Consider the following 21,362-nt stretch of genomic DNA (forward strand, 5'->3'; position numbering starts at 1 on the left):
TCCGCTATCCTCATTTCGCCGCCGAGCGGCGATCGAATGAGAGCGAATCTCGCGCTAACGCGCGAATTTCGGTAGGAACCGCGCGTTCGCGCGAGATCCTTCGCTCCGCTCAGGATGACAAACATATAAAAATTCCTTAACTAAATGACATTGGTAACCACGCTCCGCCGTTCACCGTTGCAATAAACCGCGACCCGTGCCATGCAAATTTTGCCTGAAAACGAACCGAATTTGCCAGAGGACTTGACAAATGAGCAAAACCGAATATCATAAAACCATTTATATTTAAAAATAGTGGGGATTGCAATTTTGCAATCCCCACTATTCGGTGTCAGCAACGTTATCGTCGTCAAAATGCTCCATAATATCTTCAACATTGCAGTGAAGAATATTGCACAATCGGTCAACTGTTACAATTTCAATGTTTTTATTTTTACGAAGCCGATCAAGTAATGAATTACTTATGTGGTGATGAGTATATAAATCGTACTGCGTAATACCTTTATCTTTCATCGTTTGCCACAGTTTGTCGAATTTTATCATTTATACACCTATTATATATTAAAACATCTATTGCATTAATCACATTATGTGCGTAAAATAGGATTTATAACAGTGTCGTTATAAAGACACTGTTGGAGATATGTTTTTTATATAGGAGTTGTTACTAATGAAAAAGAAGCCAACACAAGAACAGCAAAAAAGAAAGCGTAAAAAATATGAGAAAAAAAGATACTTGGTGTATGAAATGATGATAGGGGACATGACATTTTGCTCGCCACAAATAAATAAAAAGTTTTATGTTAAAGATGAATTTAAGGAGGGCACGGTCTGTGGTTCGGCCTATACGGATATTTATAATGCAGCAAATAATATATGCGCAAAGCTGAATGTCAATGAGGATCTAGACGTGGAGTGTATTTTAAATTCCTATAACAAGATTACAGAACATTTATGCTATTGTATGTATGATTACGGTGCTTTGTTTGGCAAAAAATATTGGGAGTAAAAAAGAATTTACATAAAATTATTCATGCAAACTATGCTACTGTAAAGTTTGTGCACTATGCCCACGTGACAGAAAAAGCGCTTTGTGATAGACTATCCATTAGTCCCAACCCGGACTAATGGAGGGCTTATGAAAACACCTATTGAAAAGAATTTCTGGCGGTTTGTACTGCCAAGTATGTTTACCATGCTGCTCAGCGGCCTATATACAATCGTGGACGGCTTTTTTGTCGGACACGCGGTGGGCGATGTGGGCTTGGCCGCGATCGGGCTGGTTTGGCCGGTCGCGGCGGTGCTGATGGCGCTGGGCGTTGGTTTGGGCGCGGGCGGCTCGGTAATGGTCGCCGCGGCGCGGGGCGCGGGCGAGGAGGAGCAGGCCGCGCGGGCGCGGGGCAACGCCATGGTGCTGCTCGCGCTGGCGGGCGTTGCCAGCGCGGTCGTCTTAGTGCCCGCCTGCGGCATGCTGGCGCGGCTGCTTGGCGCGCGCGGCGAAGTGTACGAGGCGGCGGTGGCCTATCTGCGCATCATCGCCATGGGCGGCGGGATGCAGGTGCTGGGCGCGGGGTTAACGCCGCTGATTCGCGGCGAGGGCCGCACGGTCGCGGCTATGTGCATCATGGGCGGCGGTCTGGTCACCAATATTCTGCTGGACTGGACATTTACCATGGCGCTGCCGTGGGGGCTTGGGGGCGCGGCCATGGCCACGGTGCTGGCGCAGGCGGTCACGGCCGCCGCCGCGCTGTGCTTCCTGCTGCCGCGTCTGAAACCGCGGGATTTTAAACCGGAACCACGGCTGATACGCCGCACGGCGGCCACCGCCGTAGCGCCCTTCGGTCTGTCACTGATGCCCAACCTGATCACCGTGATGAGCAACTTCCAGTGCCTGCATTACGGCGGCGATACGGCGGTCGCGGCGTATTCGGTGGCCAATTACTTTGTCGCTTCGGCGATCCTGCTGATCTCCGGCGTGGGCGAGGGGTTGCAGCCCCTTGTCAGCTACGCCCACGGCGCGGCCGATACGCGGGGCAAGCGCGCGCTTCTGCGCCGGGGGATCGGGGCCGTGCTCGCGTGCGGCCTGCTGTTCGCGCTGGTCACGCTGCCCGCCCGCACGCTGCTGCCGCAGTTATTTGCCGCTTCGGACGAGGTAGCCGGTCTGCTGCGCACCGCCATGCCGGTGTTCGGCGCGGCGTTCCCGCTGCTCGCGGTGGGTAAGCTGTTTATTTCGTATTTCTACGCGTCCGGGCACACGCTTTGGTCGTCACTGCTCGTTTACGGCGATCCGCTGGTGTTTTCGCCGGTGGCGCTGCTGATTTTGCCGCGCTGGGGCGGGCTCACGGGCGTATGGGCGGCGCTGCCGGTGGCGCAGGCGCTGGTGCTCCTGCTCTTGGCGGTGCTGCTGGCCCGGGATAAAATAAGCAAAAAGGGGGCAAGTTATGATGCAGTCGCTCGATCAGAGTATTGACCGGTATTATGAAAGCTGGTTCGGTATCAACGCCGCCTATGATAAGTGGGCCGCGCAAAACGGCATCGCCACAAACGCGCTGTATGTCCTGCTTGCCCTGAACGATCAGCAGGAGCCGCTGTCCCAGCGCGCGATCTGCCTGCGGATGCAGCTTTCCAAGCAGACCGTGTCCGGCGTGATCGAGGGGTTTGTCAAAAAAGGCTATGTCACAAGCACGCCCGCGCCGGACGACAGAAGACAGAAAAACGTTGTGCTGACAGCGGCGGGGCGGCGCTATGCCGAAACGGTTTGCGGGGCGCTGCGTGAATTTGAACGGCGCGCGATGGGCGATCTGCCCGCCAAGCAGCGTCAGGCGCTGGTGGCGGGCAGCGAATGCCTGTGCGCCGCGCTGCGCCGTGCGCTGGAATTGTAGTTTTTTCACACAGAAAGGTTTCAAAATCGATCGAAACTGCGGTTTCGATCGATTTTTGTTTACCGGACGGCCGCGCTGTGCTATAATGATATACAGAGTAATCTGGCCTGCTATGGTTTTACGGGCCATGTTAAATATGAGTTTTACTGGGGGAAACGTATTGAAAACCATTCCCGACTGCATGTATCATTCCCGCGATTTAGCCTGCAAAACGCCGTACGGAGCGGCGCCCGCCGGCAAACCCGTTGTTTTTTCCGCTTATCCGGAACGCGCGCGCGGCACGGCCCATGCGACCCTGTGGATCGAGGAGGACGGCGGCGTGGCGCGCAGCCTGCCCATGCGTTGGCACGGCATTTTTGGCGAGCGCGACCGGTACAGCGTTCAGTTTACGCCCGAGCATCCCGGACTTTATTGGTATTACTTTACCATTGAAATGTCGGACGGTCCGCATTACTGCATGCGCGGCTACGGCGGCCGGTGCGAGCTGCTCGATAATATCGGAGATAAATACCAGCTCACGGTGTACGACCCGGATTACAAGGTGCCCGCTTGGTTCGGCGAGGGCATTTCCTACAATATTTTTCCGGACCGCTTCTGCCGCGACCGCGTGCCGGTCCAGCCCGAGGGCGAGGGCATCGCCCCGCGCGTGCTGCACGAAAACTGGGACGACATCCCCGCTTATAAGCCCGATGAGAACGGAGAGATCCTCAATAACGATTTCTTCGGCGGAACGCTGCGCGGCGTGATCGACAAGCTGGATTATTTGGAAAGCCTGAACGTGCGCACCATCTATTTCAACCCGATCTTTCAGGCCTATTCCAACCACCGCTATGATACCGGCGATTACAAGCGGATCGATCCCCTGCTGGGCAGCGAGGAGATCTTTGTCGAACTGTGCCGCAAAGCCAAAGCGCGCGGCATGCGCGTCGTGCTGGACGGCGTTTTCAACCATACTGGGTTTGACAGCCGCTACTTCAACGGCCGCGGCCGGTATGGAGGCCTTGGCGCGCACCAATCCAAGGATTCGCCGTATTACGGCTGGTATGACTTCCAATCGTGGCCCGACAAGTATTCCTCTTGGTGGGGCATTTACACGCTCCCGCAGGTGCGCGAAATGGATGAGGATTATCTAAACTATATCATTGAGGACGAGGACAGCGTCATCCGCCGGTACCTGCGCCTTGGCGCGTCCGGCTGGCGGCTGGATGTGGCCGACGAACTGCCGGATTCGTTTATACGCCGCCTGAACGCGGCCGCGCGCCGGGAAAAGGACGATGCGCTCGTCATCGGCGAAGTGTGGGAGGACGCCTCCAACAAGATCGCCTATTCCGAACGCCGCCGCTATTTGCACGGCGGCGAGCTGGACAGCGTGATGAACTACCCGCTGCGGGACGCGATCCTCGCGTTTCTGAACGGCGGCACGGCGGAGCACTTTGCCGAAACCATGGAGTGCGTGCGCGAAAACTACCCGCGCGCCGTGTTTTATAACCTGATGAACATCATCGGCACGCACGATACCGCGCGGGCGCTGACCGTGCTCGGCGCGCCCGAGGAGCTTTGGAACGCCGGCCGCGAGGAGCGCGCGCAGTACGAGCTGCCGCCCGAGCGATTGGCCGCGGCTAAGGCGCGGCTCAAGCTGGCCGCCGTGCTGCAATTCACCATGCCGGGCTCGCCCACGATCTACTATGGGGACGAAGCAGGTCGGCAGGGCTTTGAGGACCCCTTCAACCGCCGCACCTATCCGTGGGGCGCGGAGGACCGCGAGCTTTTAAGCTTTTACCGCAACCTGTGCAATATCCGCGCCCACAGCGATACGTTGGCGCGGGGCGATCTGAAATTCCTGAAATCGTACGGCAGCCTGCTTCAGTTCGAGCGCAAGGGGCCGCAGTCGCGCATGCTGATTATGGTCAATCGCGGCTATCAGGATGTGCGCACCTATATCGACGCGGTGTACGCGATCGATCTGCTTTCCGGCGAGGAATTCGACCATGCGGACAGCAAGGGCGTGCGCATCACGGTACCGGCGGAGACCGCGTATATCCTGCGCTGCTTCGGCAACCCGTAAAAGGAGAAATAAAGATGGATTTTACAGAAAAACAGCTTTCCGCCCAGTATTTCTTTGAAGGACGCATCATGAAGGCGCGCTTGGACGAAGTGCTGCTGCCCAACGGTAAAAAGGCCCGCCGCGAGGTGTGCGAGCATGTCGGCGGCGTCGGCGTGCTGCCGATCGACGGGGACGGCAATATTATTTTGGTGCGGCAGTTCCGCTATCCGTACGAAACGACCCTGCTGGAGATTCCGGCGGGCAAGCTGGACCACGGGGCGGAGGACCAAGCGGCCTGCGGCGCGCGCGAGCTGCGCGAGGAGACCGGCTGCACGGCGGGGCGCATTGTGCCGCTCGGCGCGCAGTACCCGTCGCCCGGGTTTCTGACCGAGGTCGTCTATCTGTTTGCCGCGCTCGACCTGACCGAGGGCGAGATGCAGCCGGACGACGATGAGTTCGTCGAGACCGTGCGCCTGCCGATCGGCGAGGTGGAGCGTATGATCCTCGCGGACGAGATACGGGACGCGAAAACCATCGTGGCAATGTACCGCGCAAGGCTCGCGGGGCTGTTTTGACCGAAACATTTGGCGTGCGGCGAAAAGCGGAGGTTTTACAACATGGAAAAGAAAACGATTCTGGTGGTCGAGGATGAAAAGGCGATCGCCGATATCCTAGTGTTCAATCTGGAACGCGAGGGCTATGCAACGCTCGCCGCATACGATGGAAACGACGGCCTGCGCCTCGCGCAGGAGGGCGCGCCCGATCTGATTCTGCTGGACGTGATGCTGCCCGGTATCGACGGGTTTGAGGTGTGCAAACGGGTGCGGGCCGATTCGGATACGCCGATCATCATGCTCACCGCCCGCGAGGAAGAAACCGACAAGGTCATGGGGCTGGAGCTCGGCGCGGATGATTATATCACCAAGCCGTTTTCCATGCGCGAACTGATGGCCCGCGTCAAGGCCAACATGCGCCGCACCCTTTCGGGGGAGGAGCGCGAAAAGCAGCCCGCACAGCAGGGCGGCGGCCTGCGTATCTCGCAGGAAAACGGCATGGTTTATAAAAACAGCCGCGCGCTTGAGCTTTCCGCGCGTGAATTCGATATCCTCTGCTTTCTGGCGCAGGCGCCCGGCAAGGTGTTTTCCCGCGAGGAATTGATGGAAAAGGTTTGGGGCTATGAGTACTACGGCGATCTGCGCGCCGTCGACGTGGCGATCCGCCGCCTGCGTGAAAAGGTGGAGGATCAGCCGGCCAGCCCGCGCTACGTGATGACCAAGCGCGGCATGGGTTATTATTTTGCGGACGAGGGGTAACAGATGTTTCGATCGTTGCATATGAAGCTGGTGCTGATTCTGGTGCTGCTCATCGTTTCGGTGATGGCGGTCGTCGGCACGTTTCTGATCAACAGCGTTTCCACCTATTTTTTAGAGGATTTCAGCACGCAGGTAGACCGTGTGTTCAATGAAGAGGATACCATGCGCTCGCTGCAGGAAAGCGCCGCGCAAAAGGGCTGGGAAGGGCTGGACGAGGTCCTTTCCGTGCTCGCCCCCCGGCTCGGCGTCAACAACACCTCGCGCAACTATTACGTACTGGACAGCGCGGGGCAGTTTAAAAGCGGCTCCAACGCCATTCTCGGCGCGGAAATGACGCGCACGAGCAATATCGTGGCCGCCATGGCCGGCGAGGTGGGCGACCGCAGCGCGGTCTCGGGTAACGTGATGGACGTCGCCATCCCGATCGACGCGGGCGGCGAGCGCTACATCGTGTACATCGCGGATGATAAGCGGGATGTTTCCGAGCTGTCGGGCCGCTTTTTCTCGACCGTCATGCAGGCGATGATGTTCGGTCTGGTGGTCGCCATTCTGCTTTCGTTCCTGCTCTCCAAAACTATCACCACCCCGATCGAGCGCATCACCGAGGGCGCCAAGAGCATCGCGGAGGGCAACTTCGATCAAACGCTGGGCGTACAGTCCGCCGATGAGATCGGCGAGCTGACCAGCTCGTTCAACTACATGGCAAAGACCCTGAAAAGCACGGTGGGCGAGGTGCAGGGCGAGCGCGACAAGCTTTCCACCCTGTTTTTGCACATGACGGACGGCGTCGCAGCCTTCACCACTTCGGGCAAACTGATCCATATGAACCCCGCGACCGAGAACATGCTCGGCATCCGCTTTGAGGAAAACCTGACCTTTGACGAGATCTTTGCCGATCTGAACATGCCCGATTCGGACGAGACCGCCATGCGTTCGTTCATGACGAGCGAGATCACGCGCTTCGGCCGCGTGCTTTCGGTCACGCTCGCGCCCTACGGCGCGCTGGACGGCGAGGGCGGCGTGATCGCCGTCATCCACGATATCACCGAGCAGCGCAAGCTAGACGAGGCGCGCCGCGAATTCGTGGCCAACGTTTCACACGAGCTGCGCACGCCGCTTACCAATATCCGTTCCTATACCGAGACCCTGACCGACGCCGCGGGCGAGCTGCCGATCGAGACGGAAAAGCAGTTCCTTGGCGTTATTTCCAGCGAGACCGACCGCATGACCCGCATCGTCACCGATCTGCTCACGCTGTCCAAGCTCGATTACGGGCGCATGGATCTGCGTATGACGCGGTTTTCGCTGCGCGATATGCTGCGCGGCGTGTCCAAGGCCATGCGCCTGAACGCGGAGGAGAACGGCCATACCCTGATCGACGAGCTGCCGGACGATCTGCCCCGCGTGGTGGCCGATCGCGAGCGGATCGAGCAGGTGGTGATCAATATCCTGTCGAACGCGGTCAAATATACGCCAAAGGGCGGCCATATCCATCTGTCCGCCTGCACGCTGTCGGGGGACCGCGTGCGTATCACGGTGGAGGACGACGGTATCGGCATTCCCAAGGAGGATGTGCCGCGCCTGTTTGAACGCTTCTACCGCGTCGATAAGGCGCGCTCCCGCGCGGCGGGCGGCACCGGCCTTGGGCTCGCGATCGCCAAGGAGATCATCGAGCAGCATGAAGGCAAGATCGCGCTCGCAAGCGAGTACGGCAAGGGCACGATCGTGACCATCACCCTGCCGACGAACCTGAAGCCGACCGAGGAGGGAGCCGTATGACCGGGGCCAGCCACTCGGCGGGGAACACAGCGAAAAATATCCTGCTGGTGGCGCTGGTGGTGCTGCTCGGCGTTTTGTGCGCGGCGTGCTGGCTCACCGCGCTGAACGTATCGCAGATGTCCGCGAACAACCCGCTGCGCCGCGTATACGATCAGCTTTCCGGCGGCGCCGTCGGGTATGAGCTGCGCTCTTCCGGCATCGCGGCGGCGGAGCCGGTGCAGATGGCGATCACCGTGGATGGCAAGCTGACGGGCGTGCAGTATAATCTGGCCGATCTGGAAGCCGGATTAGAGGCCGCCAGCCCGCTTTGGGCCGAGGTGCTGGGTTCCGCCGTGCAGTTAAACGAAACGGACGATCAAACGCTTGCCGCGGCCCTTGCCGGGGGCGACGCCGCGCTGCTGCGCTACCACGGCGCGATCCGCGTGCCTGTCTTGGCCGGCTGGCTGGGCGGCTCGTCGAATCTGAACATCGCGGCGGAAACGCTTGTGTATACGGAAAGCGAGGGCCTGCTGTTTATCCGCACCGGGGAAGGGGAACTGTACTCCGCACCCGCGAAAGTGAGCGCGGACACGATACAGCGCGCCAAGGAGAGCTTCCGCGGCACGGTCTGCGAATTTTCCGGCAGCGCGTACGCGGTCTATCCGGAAACGCTGTTGTTCGATCAGGGCGTCATGACCCTGCCGCGCCTCGAGGCGACCGCGCTCGACCTGTTTGACGCACAGGGCGGCGGCAGCCTGCAAACGCTGCTGAACGCGTTCCAGTATACGCCCTATGTGCGCTCCTATGCCGAGCAGGATGGAAAGAGCAAGGTCTTTGCGGACGATGTGTCGACCATGCGCGTTTACGCGGATGGCCTGACGCAGTATACCGCCTCCGGCGAAAGCGGCGCGATCTCCGCGTACGACCGGGGCGAGGCCGAAGGTCTTGCCTCGCTGGACGCGCAGCTCGACTGCGCGCGCACCGTGCTCGACACCGCGCTGCGCGCGGTGGAAGCGGAAACGCGCGCGTCGCTCTGCGGCGTGCAGCAGGAGGATGGTGTGACCACGCTCAGCTTTGTGCAGACCTATAACGGCGTGCCGATTCTGGGCGAGACCGATTTTGCCACCTTTGTGTTCCGCGAAGGGGCGCTTCTTTCGGCTTCGCTCCACCTGCAGCGGTTCGAGGCGGAGGACGTGCGGCAGGGCGTCATGCCCGCCAGACAGGCCGCCGCCGCGTCGGACGGCTCGGCGCGTGAGCTGATCGTCGCTTATCGTGAGCAGGACGGGGTCTATGTGCCCGGCCGTTATTATTTGAAGTGATCAGAAGGGAGGCAGCGCCGCTTTGCAATGGGATAAGGTAAAAAACGTACTGATCGTCATTTTGCTGGCGGTGAATCTGTTCCTTCTGGGCAATCTGGGGTTTCAGTACTATCAGCGCGTATCGCGCGCGGAGGAGCTGAACAGCCATGTGCGCACGCTGCTTGCGGAAAGCGGCGTTACGCTCGACGAGAGCTTTCGGCTGCCCGATGACAAGGTTCTGCCGCCCCTGACGCTGGACCGCAGCCGCGCGGATGAGGAACGGGTCGCCCGCGCGATGCTGGGCGCGGATATGCAGCGCACCGAGCGGGAGGACGGCACCGTGCTTTTTGAAAGCGACCTTGGCGAGGTCGCATGGAACGGCGACGGCACCGTGCAGGGCCATGCCAGAGATACGCGCGGCGCGCCGGAGGGCATGCGGCAGGCGGAACAGCGCCTGCGCGCCTACATCCGCGATTGGGGCCTGCTCGATAAGGGCGATTCGATCGCCTTTGCGGAGGGCGCCGCCACGCTGACCGGTCCGGTCGCGGGCCTGCCGGTGCACAACCGGTCGCTGCAACTGACATACGAGGGGGAAACGGTCTCCCTATCCGGTTTTTGGAGCTTTGGCACGCCGTACACGACCGCGCGGGAGACCGTGGTGAACTGCGCGGCGGCGGATGCGCTGCTCGCTTTTGCCGCGTCCACGCCGGATATCGGGCAGATACAGGAAATGACGGTGGGCTACCGCTTGCAGCAGGACAGCGGCCGCCGTTTGCAGCTCACGCCAACTTGGAAAATCCGAACCAGCGAGCACGAATATTTGGTGGATTGTGCCAAAAAAACCGAGATTTAATGGGAAACGGGAAAAAGAACTTTCCTTTCCCGGAATTTGTGGTAGAATATATTGTGAGATTTTGTGCGGGGCGCACCAAGTGCGCCTTCCGGCCATAAAATGTGATGTAGAGAAAAGAAACGCGACTTTTTTTGTGGGGCGCGGGACAGAAGAGTGAGGAGTAGGTAGGCTTTGACCAAGTATGTAATCAACGGCGGCAAGATCCTGAATGGCGAGGTGACCATTTCGGGTGCGAAGAACGCGGCGGTTGCCATTGTACCGGCGGCGCTGCTGGCGGACGGCCCGGTTCGGATCGAGAACGTGCCCAAGATCATTGATGTAACATTGCAGCTTGAGATCATGCGCGAGCTCGGCGCGCATATCCGTTTGGTCAATGCGACCACGGTCGAGATCGAAAACAACCTCCGGCCGAGTCTGGAGCCCCACGAGCTGGAGCGCAAGCTGCGCGCCTCTTATTATCTGCTGGGCGTGCTGCTCGGCAAATACGGCTATGCCGAGGTGGCCATGCCGGGCGGCTGCAACTTCGGCGGCGTGCGCCCGATCGATCAGCATATCAAGGGCTTTGAAGCATTAGGCGCCAAGGTAACCCTGCCCAAGGGCGGCTTTATCCGCGCGGAAGCGCCGGAAGACGGCCTGCACGGCGCGCACATCTATTTTGATGTCGTCACCGTTGGCGCGACCATGAACGTGATGCTGGCGGCGGTGCTGGCCAAGGGGCAGACCATTCTGGAAAACTGCGCCAAGGAGCCGCACATCGTCGATCTGGCGAACTTCCTGAACGCCATGGGCGCGGACGTGAAGGGCGCGGGCACGGATGTGATCAAAATCCGCGGCGTGGAGCGTCTGCGCGGCGGCTCGTATTCCATCATCCCCGATCAGATCGAGGCCGGCACCTTCATGGCGGCGGTCGCGGCCTGCGGCGGGCAGGTGCTGGTGAAAAACGTCATCCCCAAGCATCTGGAATGCATTACCGCCAAGCTGAAGGAAATGGGCGTGGAGATCACCGAGTTTGACGACGCGGTGCTCGTGCGCCGCATGGGACGGCTGACCAAGACCAACCTGAAAACGCTGCCCTATCCCGGTTTCCCGACCGACATGCAGCCCCAGATGACCACGGCCCTTTGCTTGGCGGAGGGCACCAGCATCGTCACCGAGGGCGTGTGGGACAGCCGCTACCGCTATACGGGCGAACTCACCCGCATGGGCGCCAATATCCATGTGGACGGCAAGATCGCCATCGTGGAGGGCGTGAGCGAACTCAAGGGCGCGCCGGTGCGCGCGCACGACCTGCGCGCGGGCGCGGCCATGGTCATTGCGGGCCTTGCGGCCGGCGGCGTGACCGAGGTCGAGCAGGTGCAGAACATCGAGCGCGGCTATGAAACGCTTGTGGAAAAGTTTGTGGCGCTGGGCGCGGATATGTACCGTTCCGAGATCCCGGATAACACAAACGGCATGCAAGAGGCAAACTAAGCGTACATTGGGGCGGGGGACGGCAGTTCCCGCCCCTTTTCTCTTGACTGAGCACAAAGGAGTATGAAAAAATCTATGACGCAGCGCTTTTACTACAGCATTGCGAGCGGCTCATCGGGCAACTGCGGCCTGTATATGTGCGGCTCCACCGCGATTTTGATCGATCTGGGCGTATCGCTCCGCAAAATAACGACCGCGCTGCACGAGGTCGGCCTGTCGCTCGACCGAATCGCGGGCGTGGTCATCACGCACGATCATACCGATCATATCAAGGGCCTGCCGATGTTCTTGAAAAAAAGTCAGGCGCCGGTCTACGCCTCGGCGGAAACCGCGCTTGCCCTGCATCTCAAGCAGACCGCGCCGGAGGGGCGCCTTACCACGTTCGAGCCGGGCGAGCGCTTCGGCATCGGCGAGATCGGGGTCACGCCGTTCGACACGCCGCACGACGCGGCGGGCAGCGTGGGCTACATATTGAGCAACGGCGACACGCGCTTTGGCTTTGCGACCGATCTGGGCTTTGTACCGGGCGAGATTGCCGACCAGCTGCGCGGGTGCGACGCGGTCGTTTTAGAGAGCAACCACGATCCGCACATGCTCGCGGCCGGGCCTTATCCCTACATGCTCAAGCAGCGCGTGGGCGGTCCGCGCGGCCATTTGTCCAACCCGGACTGCGCGGTCTGCGCGGCGGAGCTGGTCAAAAGCGGCACGCGCACGCTGATTCTTGCGCACCTGAGCGAGCATAACAACATGCCCGCGCTCGCGTTGCAGCAAACGCAGCTGGCGCTCAAGGGCCTTGCGCCCTGCGCGGTGTACATCGCCCCGCGCGAACGCATGGATGCGCCCATTGTCTTAGAGGGAGGCGTGCAATGCTCTTTGTACGACTGATCTGCGTGGGCAAGCTGGGCGAGCGCTTTTGGGCGGACGCCTGCGCCGAATACCGAAAACGTCTGGGCGCTTACTGCAAGCTGGAAGTGGCCGAGCTGCCCGAGCAGCGCTTGCCGCAGTCGCCCTCTGAAGGCGAGCTCGCCGCGGCGTTGGAACGCGAAGCCGCGGCGATCGAAGCGCAGCTTTTGCCGGGGGCCAAGGTAATCGCGCTGTGCGTGGAAGGCAAGACGCTTTCCAGCGAGGCGTTCAGCGCCTACCTGTCGCAGCTCACCGTTTCGGGCGTGAGCCGCCTGTGCGTACTGATCGGCGGCTCGTGCGGCCTTGCCCCGCGTATCAAGCAACGGGCCGATTTGCGGCTGTCCATGTCGCCGATGACGTTTCCGCACCATCTGGCGCGCGTCATGGCGCTCGAACAGCTTTACCGCGCGCTGAATATCGCCGCGGGCGGCAAGTATCATAAGTAAGCGGTTCACGCAAACGATCACAAAAGTGCCGATAAAATACAAAAAGCTCCTCGGATGAGGAGCTTTTTGTATGATAGAAATGAAGAAGTGGTCATTGTAATTGAGACGCGGCGCAAGTGGCTTGGCCGCAGTCTTTGCAGCCGCTCACGGGGAGCGATTACATTTTTGCTCTTCCATGTCACAAGAGCATGATTACTGTAACATCAAAACCATCGTCTGTAAATACCTTTGACGTGAAATGCAATTAACGCGACGTGAAAAGGTTTGGAAATAGAAAAATAAAGAAAATTTGCGTGTAAAAGTATGAAAAACACTGTTGATCCTATTCTGTTAATGAAATGCTGTAGCAAAAAATATTGCACACTAGCTTAAAATCGATATAAATATATGCCCTCTGGTGCCAGCATAGCGCCAGAGGGCATGTACCAGTGCAGAAGTGTGTTTGCGTTGTTGTTAATCACAAAGTCATATTAGCAGATATTACATAAGAAGTGCAAGATATAATCTTATTGCGGAATGTCTGAATAATAACTACTAATAATATCTTGCATTATATAACCTGATAAGATCTCGGGCGAGAAGGAGAAATGGAATTGGAATCATAATAAGCGGTAAAAAACAGCGACTTAGTTTCCAAGCATCAATAAACAGTCGAAAAATCCATGGAAAGAGAACTGCGTCAAAGTAAAAGTAAAATAAGTACATATTAAAAAGTCGATCAGTCAATCCACCAGAAATGGAATAGGTTGAAATGCAAAGAGAAACAATAAATCGCAGAACTTCGGCAGCTAAAACAAATAGTATTAAAAAGTATAGATTTACGTTGTGCCGAAATATTTTAGACATTTTTAACCCTCTTATACCAAGAAGCTTAATGATAATAGTATTCTCCGGAGTGCCAAGTCGGTTTCCAGTTTGAATAGGGGTCGGGATTAACATTTACGCCGTCCCAAGTGGAATAAACATTGAGTGGCCACCCCTGATTTGTGGCAAGCATCATTCTAACCGCATTACCACCGTTATACGCGTTGGAGAATTTTGTTGTGTCTAATGCGTCAAAAAAGCTATATGTTGAATATAAATAGATAAGAGTAACCCCAGCAGTAGTTAAGGGAACATTATAGCTTTTCTTAATCAATGCAGGTATACTGGAAATGGAAATACCAACCCCGATGTAATCTGCTATTGCCTCAACAATACTAGGCTTTGTTTTCGCATAATAAGTAGCTGATGCTTCATCCTTAGGTAGATAAATACATGCGTATGGAAAGGTAGTAGTAGATGTAGTTCCGAAGGGCGGGGTAAACTCACGCCAACAGCCACCATTTCGATCAACCAAATTATAGGATGAGGCAGCAAACGGGCTTGCACTGGAATCTGAAACGTAAACTTGGATAGCACCATTACTTACAGTGATTTGTGCGTTCGGATATTCAGCTTTGACATCTACAAGTACTTGGTCTAAAGGTGCTTTGTTTTCTTCATTGTAAATAGGCATGTCAGTTTGCAGTTGATCAACAGCAGTTGCGGTTAAAATGTTTGCAAACATGCCAAATAGGATTAAAGCACTTATAAATCTTTTCATAATTACCTCACTTAAATATTAATATATTAATATAAACAAAAAATAAAAATAATAAACTTATTAACTTTTTATAACAGCAATACACGCACCTCTTTCATCTGCAACAACACTTCTTAAGACAACGGAGGAAAAATGTTGTCTTAGAAATAAAAACAGACTGTTATTTGCTAAAGCGGCATAGACAAGCACGCGGCCTAAAATATTTTTAGGCGCAATATAGTATAGTCCTCCTTTATGGACTTGAAAAATTTGTCGCTTTAACGTATAATCAATATAACTCAGAGTTTGGAATTTGACAACAGTTTTTCCGTGAAATAGCGTTTAAACGACGTGAAATGCAACGGGTGGGGAGGGAAGCGCAAAATGGTTTTGCAAGTTGTTGTTTTGGAAGATAACGAATGGGAACTGAAAATGTGCAAGGAAACGATCGAGCAAGCGGCACAGAATAAAAATATCAATGTTCATGTGACCGGTTGCGTTTCCGGGGCCGACGTTACCGATGAAAGAATCATCGATACCGATATCTTTTTTCTTGACATAGAAACCCCGGACCGCAGCGGGATCGAGACCGCCAAACAGATCCGCACCATATCGGAGGATGTGCCGATCGTGTTTGTGACCAACCACGGTCAGTATCAAATGGCGGGGTATTCGGTGCACGCCTATCATTACTTGCTCAAGCCGCTGAAAGAGGGGGACTGCGTAAAGTGCTTGGAGCACGCGGAGCGGTACGCGCGCTTGCGCGAGGACGCAAAGCTCGTCATTGCGCAGCGGGGCAAGCAGATCATTCTTTCCTACGCCGATATCCTGTTCGTCGAAGCCATGGACCACGAGTGCCGGATCGTACACAATCGGGGCGAGGTCACCTGCCGTATGACCATGTATGAACTGCTGCAAAAGCTGCCGCAGGAGAGCTTTATGCAGTGCCACCGTTCGTATTTGGTCAATGTCGATTATGTATCCAAGGTGCTGGGCGCGGAAATGATCCTGAAAAAGGATATTAAGGTGCCGGTAAGCCGCCTGTACCGCGATAAGATTCAGCGCGCCACGATTGAACGCATGGAAAGCGTTATAGAAAACCTATGATAACGGCAATGAACATCTTAATGATCCTTTCCTCCATGCTGGATGCGTCGCTCAAGCTATCCTTTTATAATACCGTACTTTTGCCGGAGGGAAGTAAATGGGTCCACAAAAAGTGGATCTGTTTTGTTGTGTGCAGCGCTGCGCTCTCGTCTATCATGAGCGTCTTGCAGGTGTTTTACTTGATCAAATTCGCCATTGTTTTCGTGGGGGAGATCGTATTTTGCTATCTTGTCTCGGAACATAAGCGGTGCGTTTCACTTTGCCTGCCCGCGTTGGCCAACGCGCTGATGTATATTTGCGAAAGCACGGTGCCGCTCACGCTGTCGGCGCTTTTCAAAATCCCGGTCACGGTGGTGGCGGATACACCGTTTTTTATGGTATACGGGATTCTGGAATCGCGCGGCCTGATGTATTTAGTGCTCGGCGGCACGCTGTTTTTTCTGCATCGCAAGCGGAGCGTGCCGGATACGCGGCATCTCCGCGCGCCGCAACTGATCTGTCTGAGCGCGGGCGCGGCGTTGCTGGGCGGCAGCGCCACGGCGCTTTCCTATGTGCTGAACAATACGGGTGATGTCGGTTATTTTCTGAAAGTGCTGCCGATCGTGCTTTTCGTGCTGCTGGTGCTGATCACCATACTGTTTATTAGCCTGTCGCGCGAGACCGAGCGGAAATACCGTTTGGAATCCGAAGCCATGCAGCAGGAGAATTTGCAGAGACAGCGTCAGGCGCTTACCGCCATGTACGAAAATATCCTTGGAATGCGGCACGATCTGAAAAACCATTTGCGAACGCTGGCCGGTCTGCTGGAACAGAGCGAGAGCGGTCAGGCGCTCGAATACGTGAAACAGATATCGGATACCGCAGAGGGCGCGGGCGTTTGGGTCAATACCGGCAACGCCGCGATTGATTCGCTGCTGCACGCAAAGCTGTCCAGCGCGCGCGAGGCCGGTATCGGGGTACGGGTCAATCTCAGCCTGCCGGACACAAACGAGGTAAAAACGAGCGACCTTTGCACCGTTCTGTTCAATGTGCTCGATAACGCGATCGAGGCATGCGAGAGGAACGCGGATCCAAAAAATCGTTGGCTGCGTCTGATTGTGGCGCAGCAGAGGTACCGGCTGGTCGTTTTCTGCGAGAACCCGAGTGAAAACGAACCCCTAGAGGGGAAAAACGGCTTCAAAAGCGCCAAGAGCGGCTTGCTGCACGGCATTGGCTTGACGCAGGTCAGGCGCGTGGCCGATAAGTACAACGGCATGTGCGGCGCGGAATACCATAAGGATACCGGCACCTTCCGCATCACGGTCCTGCTGCCGAACGAATGCGGCGAAACCATAAACATAAGTGTGATAGAGCCTGAAAAGGAGTAGACAACGACATGCTGAAACGATGGAGCGCCTTTCTGGTCCGCTACGGCGTGATCAAGGAAGAGGATGCGGCGGTACAGGAGTACGGCCTGTTCTGCCTGCTCAATACGCTTGCGTACAATGTCGTGCAGCTGGCGCTGGCGCTTTGGTTCCATGTGCTTTGGCAGACGCTCTGGTTCGATCTGCTGTTCATGCCGCTGCGCAACTGGGCGGGCGGCTATCATGCGAAAACGCCGCTGCGCTGCTTTGTTCTGAGCAACGCGGTGTGGGCGCTGGCCATGCTGGGCGGACATTACCTGCCCGCAAGACTGTGTTTGGCGGTGGGGCTGCTGTCGGCGGCCGCGATCTGGCGCATGGCACCGGTCCCGCATGAAAATAATCCGCTCAGCCCCGCGCGGTTCAAGCTGGCAAAGCGGGTGGCGCGTGGGATCGTGCTGGTAGTGGCGGCCCTTATGTGCGCGCTGCTTTGGCTGCGTGTTGCGGTTTTCGGCAGGCTCGCCGGGATCGTGCTGTTTTGCACGGCGGTTTCGCTGTGCGTTTGCAAAATGAAGGCGGGGACCCATGGGGAGAGATGAACTTTTAAAGACCAAGTACCCCATTTTGCTGGTGCACGGCATGGGCTATTGGGACGAGTCGCCCCGCCCGTATTGGGGCAGGCTGCCGGCGTTTTTGCGTGCGCACGGCGTGGCCGTTTATTTCGGCGGACAGGATGCGTGGGGCGCGGTGCCCGGTAACGCGCGGCGGGTTGCGCTGTCGCTGCGCGACGCATTGCGGGAGACCGGACAGCCCCGCGCGCACCTGATCGCCCATTCCAAGGGCGGACTGGAGGCGCGTTATTTGATTTCCACGCTGGGGCTGGGCGGCTGCGTCGCGTCGCTCACCATGCTGTCCACGCCCAACCGGGGCGCGCCGCTGGCCGAGCTTCTTTTGCGTCTGCACCCCGGGGTGGAACTGTGGAGCGTGGCGGCCGAGGCGCATGCCCGCCGCCATGGCGACCGCGACCCTGCGGTGCTGCGCGCGGGCCGCGAAATCACGCGCGAGGCGATTGTCCGCTTTAACAGGGAAAATCCGGATGACGCGCGCGTGTATTATCAAAGCTGGGGCGCGGAGCTGGCGGATAGCCGCACCGACCCGCTCATGGCGGCCAGCCATGCCGTTTTGCGTCCGCTGGTGGGCGAGACCGACGGCTTGGTCGCGCCGGAATCGGCCAAATGGGGCGTGTACCGGGGCACGCTGCACGGCGTTTCCCATCAGGAGCTGGTGGATTCCATGGGGCGCGATACGCCCCGGTTCCGGCCGCTATCCTTTTATGCGGAACTGGTGCGCGGCTTGCGGGGGCTGGAAGGATAATCAGCCAGTTTCAGGCGAATTTTCAAAAAGGGTTTACATTGTGCTTGCAATTTTGTAAAATAGAACTATACGATCAAAGGCATACGGCATAGCCGCGCCCGCGGTCCTAGAGTTTGAGGAGGTCGCTCCCATGATTATTACTATTACGCTGAACACCGCGCTTGACCGTACGCTGCGTATTGACAAGCCGCTTGTGGTGGGTAAGCTCAACCGTGCGCTGTCCAGCTATCTAGAGCCGGGCGGCAAGGGCATCAACGTTTCCCGCGCGGTCAAGGCCCTTGGCGGCGAAAGCATCGCGCTTGGCTTTTGCGCGGGCGCAAACGGCCGCATTATGAAGGATTCGCTTACTTCGGCCGATATCCACCATGATTTTGTGGATATCGCGGGCCAAACCCGTGTCAACACCCAGATCATTGACGCGCAGGGCGGCCATACCGAGGTGAACGAGCCCGGCACCAAGATCGAAGACGCGGATTTTCTCCGCCTGATCGACCGCATGGAGAACTATCTGGACGAAGGCAATATTTTCGTGCTCGCCGGTTCGTGCCCGCCGGATTTTCCGCTGAAAAATTACTTAAAGATCTGCAAGACCATCAAGCGAGCGGGCTGCAAGCTCATTATCGACGCCGAGGGAGAGCTGCTCAAGGCCGCGCTCGACTGTGAGCCGGATTTTGTCAAGCCCAATATCTTTGAGCTGGCCGACGCCGTGGGCGATAAGCCCTCCGCCGATCCGGAGGAGGTCGTCGTATCCGCGCGCAAGATGCTCGAGCTTGGCGCGCGCGCCGTGTGCGTATCCATGGCGCAGGAAGGCGCGCTATTGGTCTCTAAGGACGAGAGCGAAGCGCTGTATGTCAACTGCAACCCCAAGATCTATGACGAGGGTTCGGTCGGTACGGGCGACGCCATGGTTGGCGCGATCGCCAATTCGCTCAGCAAGGGCCTGCGGTTCGACGAGATGGCGCGCTTTGCCGTAGCCACCGCCCGCGCGTCCAGCCGCCTCGCCGGTACCGAGATGGCTACGCTGAAAAAGGTGTACGAGGTATACGAGACCACAGAGGTATATGTAGTTTAAAAAATCAAAAGCGTTCTGCAACCTTGGTTGCAGGACGCTTTTCTGACGAATGAACAAAGTGCGGCTCCTACTCGTCCTCTTCAATGCGGCGGAGCAGCTTTTGGTCGGTCTTATCGCGGGGGGTAAAATGGGCGAATAGGTCGGGGCGGTCCTGCTTGGTGCGGCGAAGCGACATTTCGCGCCGCCATGCCTCTATATTGGCGTGGTGCCCGGAAAGAAGAATATCGGGTACCGGTCTGCCCCGCCAGTTCTCCGGGCGGGTGTAGTGCGGATGCTCCAGCAGCCCCGCCCAATGGCTTTCGGCGGTAAAGGCCTCTTCATCCGGCAACACGCCCGGCACCATGCGGCACACCGCGTCCGCCACGGCCATGGCGGGGATCTCGCCGCCGGTCAGCACAAAATCGCCAATGGAGATCTCCTCGTCCACGCAGGCGTCGATAAAACGCTGGTCCACGCCTTCATAATGGCCGCAGACCAAGATCACATGCTCGCGCGCAAGCAATTCGCGCGCTTTGGCTTGGTCAAACGGACGGCCCTGCGCGGAAAGAAACACCGTATGCACCTGCCCGCCCGCGCAAAGCGCTTCGTGACACAGGAAGAGCGGCTCGGCCAGCATCACCTGTCCGCGGCCGCCGCCGTAGGGGGCGTCGTCCGCTTTATGGTGCTTGTCGAGCGCGTAATCGCGTATGTTCGTGGCGGATACCGAAACAAGCCCCTTTTCCTGCGCGCGGCCGATGATGCTTTCGCGCATCACGGCTTCGATCATTTCGGGGAACAGGGTCATGATATCGATCTTCATAGCAGACCCTCGATGGATTCGATATAAATAACGCCTTTTTCCATATCGATGGACTGCAAAAAGGGCTTTGCGGCGGGGATATAAACCATTTGTCCGTCCTCGCCCGTAATCTCGTACAGATCGTGCGCGGGACCCGTCGTGATAACGTCGCGCAGACGGCCCACGGTCTTGCCGGTGCGGGTATCCGCAACGGTAAAGCCCAGAATATCTTGAATGAAGACCAGATCCTCGGGCAGTTCAGCGTCCTCGCGGTCCAGCAGCAGCACGCGGTTTTTGAGCGCCTCCGCCGCCTCGAGCGTATCGACGCCGGACAGGTGCAGCAGCACGATATTTTTGTGCACTTGCGCGCGCTTGACCGTCACCTTGGTCTTATCCTCGAAATAGAGCGTGTCGAACTCGCACAGCGTTTCGGGGCTGTCGCACCAAGACTGCACGCGCAGATCGCCCCTTACGCCGTGCGTGCCCACGATCTTGCCCGCCTCTAAAAATTGTTTCTGCATAGGTTGTTTCCTCCGAAAATGATAGAAAAAAGACCTGTCAAATAAATGAACAGGTCTTTTAAGGGCGCTTTTAGTCGACAATGTCGACAGTGACGCGCTTGTTTTCACGATTGCCTGCCGCTTTCATGAGTGTGCGGATTTCCTTGGCGATGCGGCCGTGGCGACCGATAACGCGGCCCATGTCCCCGGGCGCTACGCGCAGGGAATAGGTCACATTGTCGCCGTCGATCTCTTCGGTAATGGCAATCGCATCCGGCTCGGAAACCAGATTCTTCACAATGTAGCTGAGTAGCTCTTTCATTTCGACAACCTCACTCATTCTTACAGCACGCCGGCTTTCTTCAGGATGCCGCGAACGGTATCGGTCGGCTGAGCGCCCTTGCCGATCCATTCCTGAGCGCGTTCAGCGTTCACCTGGATTTCAGCCGGGTGGTTCAGCGGATTGTAGGTGCCGAGCTCCTCGATGAAGCGGCCATCGCGCGGGTAGCGGGAGTCCGCTACGACGATGCGGTAGAACGGAGCCTTCTTAGCGCCGAGGCGGCGCAGTCTAATCTTTACCATCTTTGTTTCACCTCCCATAGAACAATTCTCTATTGTAAAATAATTTTACAAGCAACGGATGGTATTTGTCATTCTGAG

The 21,362-nt window shown here is 57.3% G+C and carries 23 protein-coding genes; 17 read left to right on the forward strand and 6 right to left on the reverse strand.

Features of this window, described 5'->3' with window-relative positions:
• Positions 1-321 precede the first annotated feature (321 nt).
• On the reverse strand, positions 322-543 hold the full coding sequence (locus tag NE562_RS14710) for a helix-turn-helix domain-containing protein (RefSeq protein ID WP_280963171.1): 222 nt from the start codon (positions 541-543) through the stop codon (positions 322-324).
• A gap of 127 nt (positions 544-670) precedes the next feature.
• Between NE562_RS14710 and NE562_RS14715 the strand changes: the two genes are divergently transcribed.
• From NE562_RS14715 to NE562_RS14770, 12 genes are all read left to right on the forward strand, one after another.
• On the forward strand, positions 671-1,009 hold the full coding sequence (locus tag NE562_RS14715; RefSeq protein WP_280963172.1) for a hypothetical protein: 339 nt from the start codon (positions 671-673) through the stop codon (positions 1,007-1,009).
• A gap of 129 nt (positions 1,010-1,138) precedes the next feature.
• Positions 1,139-2,470, forward strand: coding sequence for an MATE family efflux transporter (locus NE562_RS14720; protein ID WP_280963173.1), 1,332 nt, complete (start codon positions 1,139-1,141; stop codon positions 2,468-2,470).
• On the forward strand, positions 2,442-2,882 hold the full coding sequence (locus NE562_RS14725) for a MarR family winged helix-turn-helix transcriptional regulator (RefSeq protein WP_280963174.1): 441 nt from the start codon (positions 2,442-2,444) through the stop codon (positions 2,880-2,882). The genes NE562_RS14720 and NE562_RS14725 overlap by 29 nt, the downstream gene beginning before the upstream one ends.
• 160 nt (positions 2,883-3,042) lie before the next feature.
• Positions 3,043-4,947, forward strand: a complete 1,905-nt coding sequence (locus NE562_RS14730; RefSeq protein ID WP_280963175.1) for a glycoside hydrolase family 13 protein — start codon at positions 3,043-3,045, stop codon at positions 4,945-4,947.
• Positions 4,948-4,961: 14 nt separating this feature from the next.
• Positions 4,962-5,501, forward strand: coding sequence for an NUDIX domain-containing protein (locus NE562_RS14735; protein ID WP_280963176.1), 540 nt, complete (start codon positions 4,962-4,964; stop codon positions 5,499-5,501).
• A gap of 42 nt (positions 5,502-5,543) precedes the next feature.
• Positions 5,544-6,239 carry a response regulator transcription factor gene (locus NE562_RS14740; protein WP_280963177.1) on the forward strand — a complete coding sequence of 232 codons (696 nt, stop codon included), beginning with the start codon at positions 5,544-5,546 and terminating at the stop codon, positions 6,237-6,239.
• 3 nt (positions 6,240-6,242) lie between these two features.
• Positions 6,243-8,018 (forward strand): cell wall metabolism sensor histidine kinase WalK, encoded by a 1,776-nt coding sequence (locus NE562_RS14745; RefSeq protein ID WP_280963178.1) that lies wholly within the window; start codon positions 6,243-6,245, stop codon positions 8,016-8,018.
• Positions 8,015-9,316, forward strand: coding sequence for a hypothetical protein (locus NE562_RS14750; RefSeq protein WP_280963179.1), 1,302 nt, complete (start codon positions 8,015-8,017; stop codon positions 9,314-9,316). The genes NE562_RS14745 and NE562_RS14750 overlap by 4 nt, the downstream gene beginning before the upstream one ends.
• Before the next feature lie 22 nt (positions 9,317-9,338).
• Positions 9,339-10,148: a hypothetical protein gene (locus NE562_RS14755; protein WP_280963180.1), complete on the forward strand. Its 810-nt coding sequence runs from the start codon at positions 9,339-9,341 to the stop codon at positions 10,146-10,148.
• A gap of 171 nt (positions 10,149-10,319) precedes the next feature.
• Complete coding sequence (locus NE562_RS14760) at positions 10,320-11,618, forward strand: UDP-N-acetylglucosamine 1-carboxyvinyltransferase (RefSeq protein ID WP_280963181.1); 1,299 nt, start codon at positions 10,320-10,322, stop codon at positions 11,616-11,618.
• 63 nt (positions 11,619-11,681) lie between these two features.
• Positions 11,682-12,503, forward strand: coding sequence for an MBL fold metallo-hydrolase (locus NE562_RS14765; protein WP_280963182.1), 822 nt, complete (start codon positions 11,682-11,684; stop codon positions 12,501-12,503).
• A complete protein-coding gene (locus NE562_RS14770) occupies positions 12,485-12,967 on the forward strand; it encodes a 23S rRNA (pseudouridine(1915)-N(3))-methyltransferase RlmH (RefSeq protein ID WP_280963183.1) in 483 nt (160 codons plus the stop codon). Before NE562_RS14765 ends, NE562_RS14770 begins: the two co-directional genes overlap by 19 nt.
• An 871-nt stretch (positions 12,968-13,838) precedes the next feature.
• Here NE562_RS14770 and NE562_RS14775 read toward each other — a convergent pair.
• Positions 13,839-14,552, reverse strand: a complete 714-nt coding sequence (locus NE562_RS14775; protein WP_280963184.1) for a hypothetical protein — start codon at positions 14,550-14,552, stop codon at positions 13,839-13,841.
• A 363-nt stretch (positions 14,553-14,915) separates the two neighbouring features.
• Here NE562_RS14775 and NE562_RS14780 point away from each other — a divergent pair, with 363 nt between their 5' ends.
• The 5 genes from NE562_RS14780 (at position 14,916) to NE562_RS14800 (ending at position 19,424) form a co-directional block, all read left to right on the forward strand.
• Positions 14,916-15,638, forward strand: coding sequence for a LytR/AlgR family response regulator transcription factor (locus NE562_RS14780; RefSeq protein ID WP_280963185.1), 723 nt, complete (start codon positions 14,916-14,918; stop codon positions 15,636-15,638).
• A gap of 8 nt (positions 15,639-15,646) precedes the next feature.
• Complete coding sequence (locus tag NE562_RS14785) at positions 15,647-17,005, forward strand: sensor histidine kinase (protein WP_280963186.1); 1,359 nt, start codon at positions 15,647-15,649, stop codon at positions 17,003-17,005.
• Positions 17,006-17,013: 8 nt separating this feature from the next.
• Complete coding sequence (locus NE562_RS14790) at positions 17,014-17,577, forward strand: accessory gene regulator B family protein (RefSeq protein WP_280963187.1); 564 nt, start codon at positions 17,014-17,016, stop codon at positions 17,575-17,577.
• Positions 17,564-18,352 carry an esterase/lipase family protein gene (locus NE562_RS14795; RefSeq protein ID WP_280963188.1) on the forward strand — a complete coding sequence of 263 codons (789 nt, stop codon included), beginning with the start codon at positions 17,564-17,566 and terminating at the stop codon, positions 18,350-18,352. The genes NE562_RS14790 and NE562_RS14795 overlap by 14 nt, the downstream gene beginning before the upstream one ends.
• A 130-nt stretch (positions 18,353-18,482) precedes the next feature.
• Positions 18,483-19,424: a 1-phosphofructokinase family hexose kinase gene (locus tag NE562_RS14800; RefSeq protein ID WP_280963189.1), complete on the forward strand. Its 942-nt coding sequence runs from the start codon at positions 18,483-18,485 to the stop codon at positions 19,422-19,424.
• Positions 19,425-19,491: 67 nt separating this feature from the next.
• Here the strand turns inward: NE562_RS14800 and trmD are convergent, their stop codons facing one another.
• The 4 genes from trmD to rpsP form a co-directional block, all read right to left on the reverse strand.
• On the reverse strand, positions 19,492-20,223 hold the full coding sequence (gene trmD / locus NE562_RS14805) for a tRNA (guanosine(37)-N1)-methyltransferase TrmD (protein ID WP_280963190.1): 732 nt from the start codon (positions 20,221-20,223) through the stop codon (positions 19,492-19,494).
• Positions 20,220-20,723 (reverse strand): ribosome maturation factor RimM, encoded by a 504-nt coding sequence (gene rimM, locus NE562_RS14810; protein WP_280963191.1) that lies wholly within the window; start codon positions 20,721-20,723, stop codon positions 20,220-20,222. The genes trmD and rimM overlap by 4 nt, the downstream gene beginning before the upstream one ends.
• A gap of 70 nt (positions 20,724-20,793) precedes the next feature.
• Entirely contained in the window at positions 20,794-21,024 is a 231-nt protein-coding gene (locus NE562_RS14815) for a KH domain-containing protein (RefSeq protein ID WP_280963211.1), read from the reverse strand.
• 20 nt (positions 21,025-21,044) lie between these two features.
• The gene (gene rpsP / locus NE562_RS14820) at positions 21,045-21,284 is read right to left on the reverse strand and encodes a 30S ribosomal protein S16 (protein ID WP_280963192.1); all 240 of its coding nucleotides are present in this window, start codon (positions 21,282-21,284) and stop codon (positions 21,045-21,047) included.
• Between the last annotated feature and the right edge of the window lie 78 nt (positions 21,285-21,362).

Origin of the sequence: Butyricicoccus faecihominis (assembly GCF_024462775.1) — a bacterium.
GTDB classification, from domain to species: domain Bacteria; phylum Bacillota; class Clostridia; order Oscillospirales; family Butyricicoccaceae; genus Agathobaculum; species Agathobaculum faecihominis_A.

Coding starts and splice junctions, on each gene's coding strand:
- NE562_RS14790 (WP_280963187.1), top strand. CDS start 17,014: ATGCTGAAACGATGGAGCGCCTTTCTGGTCCGCTACGGCGTGATCAAG.
- rimM (WP_280963191.1), bottom strand. CDS start 20,723: ATGCAGAAACAATTTTTAGAGGCGGGCAAGATCGTGGGCACGCACGGC.
- NE562_RS14725 (WP_280963174.1), top strand. CDS start 2,442: ATGATGCAGTCGCTCGATCAGAGTATTGACCGGTATTATGAAAGCTGG.
- NE562_RS14740 (WP_280963177.1), top strand. CDS start 5,544: ATGGAAAAGAAAACGATTCTGGTGGTCGAGGATGAAAAGGCGATCGCC.
- NE562_RS14770 (WP_280963183.1), top strand. CDS start 12,485: ATGCTCTTTGTACGACTGATCTGCGTGGGCAAGCTGGGCGAGCGCTTT.
- trmD (WP_280963190.1), bottom strand. CDS start 20,223: ATGAAGATCGATATCATGACCCTGTTCCCCGAAATGATCGAAGCCGTG.
- NE562_RS14745 (WP_280963178.1), top strand. CDS start 6,243: ATGTTTCGATCGTTGCATATGAAGCTGGTGCTGATTCTGGTGCTGCTC.
- NE562_RS14735 (WP_280963176.1), top strand. CDS start 4,962: ATGGATTTTACAGAAAAACAGCTTTCCGCCCAGTATTTCTTTGAAGGA.
- NE562_RS14710 (WP_280963171.1), bottom strand. CDS start 543: ATGATAAAATTCGACAAACTGTGGCAAACGATGAAAGATAAAGGTATT.
- NE562_RS14720 (WP_280963173.1), top strand. CDS start 1,139: ATGAAAACACCTATTGAAAAGAATTTCTGGCGGTTTGTACTGCCAAGT.
- NE562_RS14750 (WP_280963179.1), top strand. CDS start 8,015: ATGACCGGGGCCAGCCACTCGGCGGGGAACACAGCGAAAAATATCCTG.
- NE562_RS14715 (WP_280963172.1), top strand. CDS start 671: ATGAAAAAGAAGCCAACACAAGAACAGCAAAAAAGAAAGCGTAAAAAA.
- NE562_RS14785 (WP_280963186.1), top strand. CDS start 15,647: ATGAACATCTTAATGATCCTTTCCTCCATGCTGGATGCGTCGCTCAAG.
- NE562_RS14780 (WP_280963185.1), top strand. CDS start 14,916: ATGGTTTTGCAAGTTGTTGTTTTGGAAGATAACGAATGGGAACTGAAA.
- rpsP (WP_280963192.1), bottom strand. CDS start 21,284: ATGGTAAAGATTAGACTGCGCCGCCTCGGCGCTAAGAAGGCTCCGTTC.
- NE562_RS14795 (WP_280963188.1), top strand. CDS start 17,564: ATGGGGAGAGATGAACTTTTAAAGACCAAGTACCCCATTTTGCTGGTG.
- NE562_RS14765 (WP_280963182.1), top strand. CDS start 11,682: ATGAAAAAATCTATGACGCAGCGCTTTTACTACAGCATTGCGAGCGGC.
- NE562_RS14800 (WP_280963189.1), top strand. CDS start 18,483: ATGATTATTACTATTACGCTGAACACCGCGCTTGACCGTACGCTGCGT.
- NE562_RS14815 (WP_280963211.1), bottom strand. CDS start 21,024: ATGAAAGAGCTACTCAGCTACATTGTGAAGAATCTGGTTTCCGAGCCG.
- NE562_RS14775 (WP_280963184.1), bottom strand. CDS start 14,552: ATGAAAAGATTTATAAGTGCTTTAATCCTATTTGGCATGTTTGCAAAC.